The 11,788-nt window shown below is 52.0% G+C and carries 8 protein-coding genes; 4 read left to right on the plus strand and 4 right to left on the minus strand.

Annotation, left to right across the window (positions count from 1 at the left end; genetic code table 11):
• Positions 1-211 precede the first annotated feature (211 nt).
• Together PAHA3_RS24430 and PAHA3_RS24435 are read left to right on the plus strand one after the other, a co-directional pair.
• The gene (locus tag PAHA3_RS24430) at positions 212-844 is read left to right on the plus strand and encodes an NAD(P)-dependent oxidoreductase (protein WP_062837271.1); all 633 of its coding nucleotides are present in this window, start codon (positions 212-214) and stop codon (positions 842-844) included.
• Between the two features lie 197 nt (positions 845-1,041).
• Complete coding sequence (locus PAHA3_RS24435; RefSeq protein ID WP_062837272.1) at positions 1,042-2,721, plus strand: bifunctional ADP-dependent NAD(P)H-hydrate dehydratase/NAD(P)H-hydrate epimerase; 1,680 nt, start codon at positions 1,042-1,044, stop codon at positions 2,719-2,721.
• Between the two features lie 650 nt (positions 2,722-3,371).
• On the opposite strand, the gene PAHA3_RS24440 is transcribed toward PAHA3_RS24435, so the two are convergent.
• The 4 genes from PAHA3_RS24440 to PAHA3_RS24455 form a co-directional block, all read right to left on the minus strand.
• Positions 3,372-5,024 carry a methyl-accepting chemotaxis protein gene (locus PAHA3_RS24440; protein ID WP_062837273.1) on the minus strand — a complete coding sequence of 551 codons (1,653 nt, stop codon included), beginning with the start codon at positions 5,022-5,024 and terminating at the stop codon, positions 3,372-3,374.
• Positions 5,025-5,050: 26 nt separating this feature from the next.
• Positions 5,051-6,064: a BMP family lipoprotein gene (locus tag PAHA3_RS24445; protein WP_082762990.1), complete on the minus strand. Its 1,014-nt coding sequence runs from the start codon at positions 6,062-6,064 to the stop codon at positions 5,051-5,053.
• A gap of 364 nt (positions 6,065-6,428) precedes the next feature.
• Positions 6,429-8,039, minus strand: coding sequence for a gamma-glutamyltransferase family protein (locus PAHA3_RS24450; RefSeq protein ID WP_062837361.1), 1,611 nt, complete (start codon positions 8,037-8,039; stop codon positions 6,429-6,431).
• A gap of 153 nt (positions 8,040-8,192) precedes the next feature.
• On the minus strand, positions 8,193-9,092 hold the full coding sequence (locus tag PAHA3_RS24455) for a glucose 1-dehydrogenase (protein ID WP_062837274.1): 900 nt from the start codon (positions 9,090-9,092) through the stop codon (positions 8,193-8,195).
• A 155-nt stretch (positions 9,093-9,247) separates the two neighbouring features.
• Here PAHA3_RS24455 and fosB point away from each other — a divergent pair, with 155 nt between their 5' ends.
• Both fosB and PAHA3_RS24465 read left to right on the plus strand, forming a co-directional pair.
• Positions 9,248-9,667 (plus strand): metallothiol transferase FosB, encoded by a 420-nt coding sequence (gene fosB / locus PAHA3_RS24460; RefSeq protein ID WP_062837275.1) that lies wholly within the window; start codon positions 9,248-9,250, stop codon positions 9,665-9,667.
• Positions 9,668-9,807: 140 nt separating this feature from the next.
• Positions 9,808-11,619: a S9 family peptidase gene (locus PAHA3_RS24465; RefSeq protein ID WP_062837276.1), complete on the plus strand. Its 1,812-nt coding sequence runs from the start codon at positions 9,808-9,810 to the stop codon at positions 11,617-11,619.
• The last annotated feature ends 169 nt before the right edge of the window (positions 11,620-11,788 follow it).

Consider the following 11,788-nt stretch of genomic DNA (forward strand, 5'->3'; position numbering starts at 1 on the left):
GGTCATGATATGGAAAGGAAAAGCGGTTGGGGAAGTGTTGTTCGTGGTCTGATGCGTGGCTTGAGAGGTTAAGCGAATGAACATTAGCGTTTACAAGATGTCACATCCGGTTTAAGATGGCGTGAGCCGTTTAAGGTATATAACAATAGGATTAAGTATTAAAATAACGGTAAGTTGATGAGAAGATATCTACAGAAAAGAGGGTATTTATATGAAAGTAGCCATTTTTGGAGCAACCGGAGCGATTGGCAAGACGATACTGTGGGAGCTGATGGATCGTGGGCATGAGGTGACAGCGGTAGTGCGTGACCCGTCGAAAGTCGAGATGGTGCATGAACGCTTGCGTGTGGAACAGGGAGATATGCTCAACCCAGATCAGGTGGCTGATTTTGCAGCGGGTCAGGAAGCGGTTGTGAGTGCATATGGACCGAAGTTCGGTGAAGAAGAAGAGATGTTGGAAGTGACACGATCGTTGATCGAGGGTGTGCGCCGGGCAAAAGCAGGACGTCTGGTGGTAGTTGGTGGAGCGGGAAGCCTGATGACCGATTCCGGTGAGATGCTAATGGACACGCCGGGATTCCCGGACGAAGTCAAACCACTGGCAAAAGCACATGCAGAAGCATATGACCTGATTGAAGCATCAGGTATTCATTGGACGTACATGAGCCCTGCTGCGACAATCACAACAGGACGTCGGACTGGCCAGTTCCGGGTTGGCATGACCCGTGTGATTACAGATGATATCGGGGAAAGCTCGATTTCCGTTGGCGATTTTGCAGCGGCTTTGGTGGATGAATTGGACGATCCGCAGTTTATCCAAGCACGGTTTACGGTAGGTTATTAAGCGTAGACAGGCTTGGGATGGATGAATCTGAAGGTCTCGTACACGGGATCGATAGAGCTTCCGATGATGTATCGAGTGCATCGTGGTAGCTCGATGAGGTGAATTCAAAGATAGTGATACACATATGGGATGCAGTGTTTAGGTGCGAAGTTGTTTTTTTAGGTATGAGATGAGCTTGTTACGGGGAGGGATGAACGTTGTTTATCGTAACCGCTGAACAGATGAGAGCTGTGGACGAGCATACCATCCATCGGCTCGGAATTCCGGCAGCTAATCTAATGGAGAATGCAGGCCGTGCCATAGCCGAGGAAGTCATCAAGCTGTGCAGGGAAGGGCAGGCAGAAGGCCGGCTTGAGGATTCAGTGCAGCTTGGTTATAGCACCAAGACCGATGCTAGGCGGGCATACACCGGGCCCGGTGATCGGCAAGGTTATGGTGGCGACATCATCGCCGATCCGGCGCTGGTGATGGAGCGCCCGGGAGATCAGCAGTGGTACATGCTGATCGGCAAGGGCAATAATGGCGGCGATGGGCTGGTGGCCGCGCGCCATTTGGTTGAAGCAGGGCTTGGCGTGACATTGGTCTACGCCGATGCCCCTGATGCACTGCGGGGCGAAGCCGCAGTGCAACGGGATGCCGCTGCGCAGCTTGGCATCCCTGCCGTTGTCCACGGGCGCGAAGCCGTGGACTTCAGCCGGTGCACAGGCATCGTGGATGCGCTGCTGGGCACCGGCTCGCGGGGGGCGCCGCGGGGAGCCTACGCGGCGCTGATCGAAGCGGCGAACGACAGCGGCAAGCCGGTCGTGTCCGCCGATGTGCCGAGCGGGCTGGACGCCGACACCGGAGAGGTGTACGAGCCCTGCATTCAAGCCCGGGTGACTGTATGCCTCGCGCTGCTTAAGCGCGGGCTGGTGCAGTACCCGGGCGCTTCTGCCGCGGGGCGCATTGTGGTGCGCGCCATCGGCATTCCCGCGCGGCTTGCGCCAGAGCATGGCCCCTCGGTCCGTCTGCTGACGGACGAGGTGCTGCGCGTTGCGCTGCGCGTGGACACAGGCCGTCTACGGGTACCGGACGGCCACAAAGGCACCTACGGCCACGTATTGCTGGCCGCAGGAAGTCTGCCGATGAGCGGCGCAGGCCTGCTCTCGGCCAAGGCCGCGCTGCGCGCAGGCTGCGGGCTCGCCACATGGGCGCTGCCCGCGGCACTGTTGCCGCATGTCATCGGCACCGTGCCCGAGCTCATGCTCGCTGCCGCCGCCGATGGCGACAGCGGCGAATGGAACGCGGCTTCCGCGGGCGTCGTGCTGCGCCTCGCGGAGAGCCGCGACGTGCTCGCGACCGGCCCCGGCCTCGGCCGCTTCAAGGGCGACACAGACTGGCTGCGCCGTCTGTGGCAACAAACCGATCGTCCGCTCGTCATCGACGCGGACGCCCTCAACATGCTGGCAGACGCTGGCCCACATGGGCCTCGCGACTGGGGCCAGCGAAGTGCGGCGACGATCCTGACGCCGCACCCTGGCGAGATGGGTCGACTGCTGGGCATGTCGACCCGGGAAGTGCAGCGTGACCGCATTGGACACGCTGCAAAATATGCCCGCGAGCAGGGCGTAACCCTTGTGCTCAAAGGAGCACGAACGGTCATCGCAACGCCATCCGGCGAGGCGTACATCAACACTACCGGGCACGCTGGCATGGCGACTGGCGGTGCCGGAGACGTATTGACCGGCATCATCGCCGGTCTGCTTGCCCAAGGTCTCAGCGCGGAGCAAGCCGCCGCGTTCGGCGTATATCTCCACGGACAGGCTGCCGAACGAGCAGCTCTGCTGCGCGGTGACCCATCGTCCCTGCTAGCCGGAGACATCATCGACGCACTGTGACGACGGGACAGATGTGGGACAACTCGCAGTTTTGGAATACTGCCTATGACGACTCGTTCCCAAATGCAAGTGATTCAACGAACCAGCACACCAAAAGTAGATGACTACTCATTGTTCATTTTTCAGCTCCTAGTGCTCAATGCTCATTACTCAATGTTCATTGCTCATTGCTCTAACGAACCTGAGGCACCTTATACCACGGTATTACATGGAGGAGCAAAAGCTAACGAATCTCATCTACGTTATTTCTGTGTATTTCAGAGAAAACACCTGAAAAACCGGACTAAATAAGGGAATAGAATGCCTGAGATTCGTTAGATTTTATATTCTGCAATTAATCGCCCAATAAGGTTTGCTCAGTTCGTTAAACACTTGGATCTGAAACGTTGATGTCTTGTTATCAACTTTCGTGTCTTGTTACCGACTTGCGTGTGTCTTCGGAACAATGGTTAGATGAAACAACGAGTAGTTACTGAAAAGGGGAGCCCTGTCATGATCATGACGGAGGCTCCCCTTTATTTGCTTGTATGTCCACGCTACCTGATCCTTGCTCACTTATAACCTGCCTTTAACCTGCTTGAAATTTGCAACTAATCTACCCCTAACCTACATCCGGCCTATGTCCGGTGCGAATGATCCCTGCATTCTGCTTACAGCCGGAAACGCAGCAGTTCCTGATGCATCTCGGCACTAATATCACGCAGTGACTTCACCTTGATACTCGCTTCGGCGAAGGAACGTTGTTGTTCCGATGTCGAGGCGGTAATCTCTTCACTGCTGGCAGCCGACTGCTCAGTGATGGCACTGATATTTTCAATAGCCTGTTGCACCTGCGTACTGAGTTCGTTCGAGTGCTGCATCTCCTCAGCAAGCTGACGGATGCCGGTACTAATGCGCTCCACACTTCCGCGAATGGCAGAGAAGGATTCCCGGGTCTGGCTGGTGGCTTGTTCCTGTTCCCCGAATAGCTGCATGCTCTGCGCTACCGAGTTCTTCACTTTGTCCATGGAGGCAGTGATCTCGCCCACAGCCGCGTAGATATGTTTGACCGATTGCGCAGATTGTTCTGCAAGCTTATTCACCTCGCCCGCAACAACAGCGAAGCCACGTCCGGCTTCTCCTGCACGAGCAGCCTCAATGGAGGCATTCAACGATAGCATGGTCGTCTGCTTGGCAATCTCCGATACGTATGCAGTCATCGTGGTGATTCGAACCGCGCTGTCTTCCAATTCCCGCACCGTTTGTTCTACCTCGGACATTGCCAGACGATTCACTTCGGCCAGACGGAGTTGTTCTGCGACGGCTTTATTGCCTTCTTCAACAGTAGTTAATACTTCACGACCATCGATCACGGATTGTGAAGTGGCCTCCAGATTACTGTTGAAGGTAGACTGCATTTTGTCCACGACCATCACCGTTTCACTCAGATCCTCAGCAATCTTTTGACTGCCAATTGATAGTTCTTCCGTGGTACGGGATACTTGCTGCACAATCGCTTGGGCCGTATCGTTGCCACGATCAATGTCTTGCGCCATCAGATCTACACGGTGACCTGCTGCACCAATGGATTGAATAATGCCACGGATATTATGAGTCATGATACCGAAGGAGCGGCTCAGGTCATCAAGTTCATCTTTGCCCCGAGCTTCTGGTAATTGTCCGGTAAGGTCACCATCCGCAATTTGTCCTGCTGCGTCTTTGAGCGTACGAATACGCTTGGCGATCTGACGTGAAGTATACATATTGAACAGCATCACCGCGACGAGCAATATGATGGCTCCACCGAGAGCGATTTGCCACGTTTGCTGGATATCACGTTCCAAATCAACGGTATATTGATCATATCGATCCCGAGTTATTTCATCCAACGAATAGATATCATTCTGTATACCCCGAACCCGAGTGCTATACCGTTTCGCTTCCGCCCCGTCCATCTCTGTCATGGCCGCGGTTGCTCCCTGACTCAGAGCAGTGAGTTTTATCTGGATGGACTGAATAAGCTGCAACTGCTGATCCGTTTCAAGTAATCCGTCCGTAAGCTCCTGAATCATCGTTTGACCTTCGTCCAGCAAGCGGAGCACTGTGTCCTGATTTCCTGCTGTCATGGAGAACGAATAGACATCCAGCGCCTGCTGGGTCTGAATCTGATTGGCATTTAGTTCACTTACCTTGAGCATGGCAGGTACCAGATTTTGATTTTTGGCATTCATGCCGAGCAATTCCGTGATGATAAAGGCTACCAGCGCAAGGCATAGAAGTAGCGAGATTAGAGCATTAAGTATCAGTTTTCCCTGTAGTTTCATGTGCGTACCTCCTCGAATCCGATGGGTTATTGATCAAGCGTAATTTTGATTTGACCGGAAGAGATCTGTGTTTTCAGATCTTCGAAGGTTTTCTGCTGTTCATCACTGAGCGTGATATTATGTAGTGCGGTCAGGCCCACGGCGTTCTCCGCCAACCCCTCCACGATTTCCTTTTGAGGGAAGGCATGATTGTTTTGAATAAACGAGTTAACGGCATTATAGATGGATACATCCACATTTTTCAGCATGGACGTAAGAATGGCTTTTTCCGCCAAAAAGAATTGATCGGTATCTACACCTATGGCGTATTTCCCTAATTTCTGAATCTCCGTCAGTGCACCCACGCCTGTGAGACCGGCAGCTACATAGATGACGTCAGCGCCCTTGTCCTGGATCATCTGTGCAGCGAGTTGTTCACCCAGATCGGCATTCCCGAAGTCCCCTGCGTAGACGACATCAACGGTTGCATCCGGCTTGACAGCAAGAACACCTTGCTCAAAACCCTGCTCGAAATTACGAAGGACCGGTATCTCCATTCCACCAAGGAAACCAACATGATCCTCCGTTGAAGCCATAGCGGCAATAACGCCTGCCAGATAACTTCCTTCTTCCGCCCGGAATGAAATGGAGGCAATGTTAGGCAGTTCGGACTGACTATCAATCATGAGGAACTGTTGATCAGGATATTTGGCTGCAACCTTCTCCATATCCGCTTGGACCGTATCGCTGAGGCCGATGATCAGATCGAATTTGGCTTCTGCAAACTCCTCAAAAGCAGCTTCAGCGGTTAAATTGCCGCCCGGTTCACGATAGTCAAAGACAATGCTTTTCTCGTCTCTGGCCTGAACCAGTCCATCAAAAGCAGCATCATTAAAAGAACGGTCTCCCAGACCCACTTCGGTAAGTACGATCCCGACTTTTGTTCTTGTGTCTGTTACCGTTGTTGTATTATTGGCTGAACAAGCCCCTAGGATCAGTACTGTCAGGATCATCATTAATGTGAGACCTAGACCTGCGCGTCTGTTCTTGTTTGTTTTCATGTGTGGTACCCTCATTTCTGTAGTCGCATTTTTCTGATTTGAATTGTTCTTCAGCTCTAGGGAAATACGCATATATGGATGACACGTGTGGTGAGGATTTCCCTTTATCTATATCGGACAGAAAGGTACGGTGTTTTATGGTATGTAGTGAAAATTTACGAAAATCTAAATATGTTTCATGATTTATACATTAGTTTTACATTTCTCTGGTTAAAAGGGTGCATGAATAACTACAGTATGTTGTTTACTGACGTTAAAAGTCGAAAAAAGACACAACAGCGATGACTTGAATCATCGCTGTTGTGTCTTAGAATAGCATCCTATGGATCATAGGACGAACATCCCTATAAAAATGACGCGAGTTTTACCAAGCTGCAATCGAGCCATCCGCTCGGGTTTCCGTACCCCCGCATAATACGCCATTGTTCGGGTTGCGCCAGATGATCTGACCGCGTCCAAACTGGGATGGATCGAGCGCCACTTGAATATCATGTCCCTTGCGGGTGAGTGCCTGTGCAATGTGCTGTGGGAAGCCAGGTTCCACGAGAATCGTTTTGCCCTTCGTCCACTGCCAGCGTGGAGAGTCCAGTGCGGCCTGGGGATTCAGGTGATAATCGATCGTATTCATGACCACCTGCACATGACCCTGCGGCTGCATGAAACCGCCCATGACACCGAATGGCCCAATCGCTTCGCTGCCGCGGGTGAGGAACCCCGGAATGATGGTGTGATAGGTTCGTTTACCCGGCTCCAAGGCGTTTGCATGATTCGGGTTCAGTGAGAAATTATGTCCGCGATTCTGCAATGCAATGCCTGTCCCCGGAACGACGAGTCCAGATCCGAAGCCCATGTAGTTACTCTGGATAAAGGAAACCATGTTGCCTTGACCGTCAGCCGTAGCCAGATAGACCGTTCCACTTGCTCGTGGATCGCCTGCCTCAGGTGCACGTGCGGTATCACCAATGAGTTTGCGCCGTTCTTCAGCGTATGCCTCGGACAGCAGTTCCTCCACCGTCACGCCCATTTTACGTTCTTCGGTAATATATTTCTCCCCATCGGCAAATGCCAGCTTCATGGCTTCCAGTTGCTGATGATACGCGAGAACGGATTCTTTCTCGTCAAACTCGTAACCTTTCAACAGATTAAGCGCCGCGAGAGCAATCAGCCCTTGTCCATTCGGTGGGATTTCCCATACATCGTATCCGCGATAGGAGACAGAGATGGGATCAACCCACTCGGGCTGGAATGCTGCCAGATCTTCGCGAGTCAGATAACCACCGTGTTCTGCCATAAAGGAATGAATGCGTTCCGCCAGTTCCCCTTCGTAAAAGTCTCGCGCTTCGCTCTCGCCAATCTGGCGCAAAGTCGCCGCATGATCCGGCGAGCGCCACATCTCTCCAGCTGCGGGAACACGCCCGCCGGGAGCAAATGTCTCAAACCACGCACGCCCTGCCTTCGCATCACCCTGGCGTGCATAGATCTCGGCTGCCCTTGCCCAGTGGCGGGCCAGCCCAGGCGCAAGCGGGTAACCTTCCTCCGCATAGCGGATGGCCGGTTCCAGCGCTTCCGCCAGCGTGAGCCGCCCGAAACGGCGGCTCAGCTCAGCCCAACCCGCCGGTGCGCCAGGCACCGTCACCGGAACAACCCCAAGCTTCGGCATCTCCGTATGGCCTGCCGCTTGAAGCGCCTCAATGGATATGCCCTGAGGCGCAGGGCCGCTGGCATTCAGGCCATGCAGTTTGCCCTCGGTCCAGACGAGGGCAAAAGCATCGCCGCCAATGCCATTGGACGTAGGCTCCAGCACGGTGAGTGCTACCGCAGTTGCAATGGCGGCATCAATGGCGTTGCCGCCTTTTTTCAAAACATCCAAACCGGCTTGTGCAGCCAGTGGCTGTGACGTGGCGACCATGCCTTGTTTCGCATACACAGGCACGCGATAAGACGGGTACGGTTGGTAGAGTGGATCGAAGTTCATCAGGTTGTTCAGCTCCTTGTCGCAAGATGTCAGGTTCCGGTATAACCGGATCATACTCCTAACCCTCTTCGCAACCGGACAACCGATATCCTGCCTCACCTGCCAAATCCAACCTGACATCAGTTGACGATATCACCCACATTCCACACTAGCCTATGTCGTTACCATATCGCCGCCATTCACATGAATGCATTCACCTGTGACGTAAGATGAATCGCGGGAGGCGAGATAGACGTAAGCTGCCGCCAGTTCGTAAGGCTGGCCAGCCCGACCCATAGGCGTCTCCGTTCCAAATACCTGCACATCTTCAGCGGAGAAACTGGCAGGAATGAGTGGTGTCCAGATGGGTCCGGGGGCAACGGAGTTCACACGGATTCCCTGTGCAGCAAGCGATTGGGCGAGTACACGAGTCAGCGATACGACGGCTCCTTTGGTAGAAGAGTAGTCGATCAGTTGGGTGTTGCCTTTATATGCCGTAATGGAAGCTGTATTGATGATGGAGGCACCTCTGCACAGATGGGGGAGAGCGGCCTGGATCAGAAAGAAATAGGCAAACACATTTGTCTGAAAGGTGTGATACAGCTGCTCTTCCGTAATATCAACAATGCTTGGCTGCACATACTGTACGCCATGGTTGTTAACCAGAATATCGATCTTCCCATAGGTTTCCATCGTTGTTCGAATGACAGCCTCACAGTTTTTCTTTAGGCGGAGATCAATCTCGATCAACAGACAGCGCTGTCCCAGTTCCTCAATCCGCTCGCGAGTCCTTTCGGCATCTGTTACTTCATATAGATAAGCAATGACGATATCCGCACCTTCCTTGGCAAAAGCGATGGCTGTCGCCCGGCCGATTCCACTGTCACCACCTGTGATAATCGCAACTTTGTCTTGGAGTTTGCAACTGCCGATATAAGCAGGATCTTCGCTAATGGGTTCAGGCACCATCAGGGTTTCCAGACCGGGTTGCTGGTCCTGATGCTGGGGTGGGAATGCCAGCTTTTGCTCTTTACACACCGTTTTCTCACCATAAAAAGGGTAGACAGGGTTCATGTGCTAAACATCCTCCTCGAACGTTCATTGATACGGATAAACTATGCATTCGCCCAGAAGAAGGTGCGAGGGGAGGCAGCAGAGCTGTTGTTTTTTGCACAAAATATACCATAATAAGGATAGGTCCTTAAATTGATGGAGGTGTCAGGAGCCACATGAATATTCAGGGAATTAATCATTTGTGCTTTTCCGTATCCAATCTGGAGCGGTCCATTACCTTTTTTGAACAGGCTCTCGGTGCTCAGATTCAGGTGAAGGGACGCAAACTGGCGTATTTTGAGCTTGCCGGTCTGTGGATCGCCCTGAATCAGGAGGATGTTATTCGCAACTATACGGAACGAACCTATACCCATATTGCATTTACCGTGACAGAAGAGGAGTTCGACGCATCTGTGCAGCAGCTGCGAGCAGCTGGGGCGGACATTCTTCCCGGAAGGCCCAGAGATCCGCGGGATGCGTTATCTGTTTATTTTACCGATCCGGATGGTCATCTGTTTGAACTGCATACAGGTACGATGAAGCAAAGGCTGGATTATTATCGCGATGACAAAGCTCATATGATCTTTTATCCGTGAGTTTGAGATAAAAATGGGGAGATTCGGAATTATAACTCACATATCTATTGTCTAAACATTGTCATTACCTATAATATGGACAAATGGTACCTTAATTTACCAATGTTAAATTCATTGGTTCAATTCCAAGGAGGTTTGTCATGATTCAGTTCCCTAAACCGGATGTCGAGCAATATTTTCAGACGTACCGAATTTCGCATTTTGCCGTATCGGCCGACGAGAAACGTTTGTTCATGGACAGCAATCTGAACGGTCAGCCAAATATTTGGGCGATGGATTTGCCCGGAGGGTACCCGTATCCTTTAACGTACTTGAATCAGAGCAGTCAATTTATTAAAGCAGACCCGCAAGGACGTCATCTTCTTACCGCGTTTGATCGGGATGGTGACGAGAACTATCATCTCTATGCACTTAAGCCAGAGGGTGGTGTTCCACTGCCTGTGGTTCCGGCAGAGCCGAATGATCGCTGTTATTTCTCTGAGTTGTCCGAGGATGGACAACGTCTCTATTATGTCACCAGCGCGGGTAATCCGAACTATCTGAATTCACGCCGCATCGATCTGGAGACAGGTGAAGATGAACTGTTATACAGTGGAGAAGAGGTTACGAGCAGCCTGGTTGCTGTAAGTCCTGACGAGAAGAGTTATGTCATTTTAAAAATGTATTCAAATACGTATCAGACAGCTCATCTGTATCGTAACAATGAAGAAATGGTGATTCTGCCAGCCTCAGAGCGGCAGAGTCAGGTATCCGATCTGATTTTCGCAGATGACAATCGCCTTCTGCTGATCACTAATGATGACTCATCATACTCATATGTGGCTGAGTACCGTATCGATTCCGGCGAGTTCCGTCCATTGTGTAAAATTGAAGGGGAAGATGTGGAGAACATCCGCTGGCATCAGGCTTCCGAGACCTTATATTTCTGGACACTTACAGGGCCGGAGAATCGTATGTACGTATTGGGTAAAAATTCCGATGAGCCTCGGCGCATAGAGATGCCGCTGGATACAATTGAGCAGGTGACTGTTACGAAGGCAGGTAATGTATATATTCTGGGGCGTGGAGCAATCCTGCCGCATAACATTTATCGCAAAGTGGCAGGTGCTGAATCCTGGGAGCCGCTGACTGCCAATCGGGTAACCGGACTGGACCCAAGTGATCTCGTGTACCCTGACGTCATTCGGTATAACTCCTACGACGGACTGGAGATTGAAGCGCTTTTGTTCAAAGCAAAGCCTGAGCAGGCCAATGGTTACACGGTATTTTGGCCGCATGGTGGGCCGCAGGCATCGGAAGCGAAGTTTTTCCGGCCAATGTTCCAGATGATGCTCGCTCAGGGCTATCATATCTTTGCACCGAACTTCCGTGGCAGTACCGGATATGGTGCGGAATTCGTCAAATTGGTTGAGCGAGATTGGGGCGAAGGCCCAAGACTGGACTGTGTTGCCGGAATTAACTGGCTGTTTGATCAGGGAATTACCTCGTCGGAGCGGTTGTTTGTGGTAGGTGGAAGTTACGGTGGATACATGACCCTGCTACTAGCAGGGCGCCATCCGGAGCTGTTCCGAGCCGCGGTCGATATTTTTGGGCCGAGCAACCTGTTCACATTCCTGGAATCCGTGCCGGAAGACTGGAAGCCGATGATGGATAACTGGCTGGGTGATCCGATCCGTGACCGCGAACGCCTAACGAAGGATTCACCGATTACGTATCTGGATCAGATGGTAAACCCGATGCTGGTCATTCAGGGAGCCAATGATCCAAGAGTCGTGAAGGCTGAATCCGATCAGATCGTGGCTGCGCTTCAGTCAAAGGGGCTGGATGTGGAATACATCGTTCTGGACGATGAGGGCCATGGTTTCTCCAGAAAGACAAACGAGATTCTCGTGTATCGCCGGATGTTGGAGTTTTTGCAGAAACATCAGGAGTCACCCGTCGCACAGGCTTAAGTTGAGCGGGGTTTCATCGTTGATCGAAATATATCGTGGTAGGACGAAAACCGCCAGAGATCATCATTGATCTTTGGCGGTTTTATGCATTCGCCCGGATGTTGGGCGACATATATGGAAGTATACATACGTAAGTTTGGAAGGCCGATATCCGTTGAGCACCCTGTCT

The sequence above is a fragment of the Paenibacillus amylolyticus genome (genome assembly GCF_001570725.1).
In the GTDB taxonomy this organism is placed as follows: domain Bacteria; phylum Bacillota; class Bacilli; order Paenibacillales; family Paenibacillaceae; genus Paenibacillus; species Paenibacillus amylolyticus_A.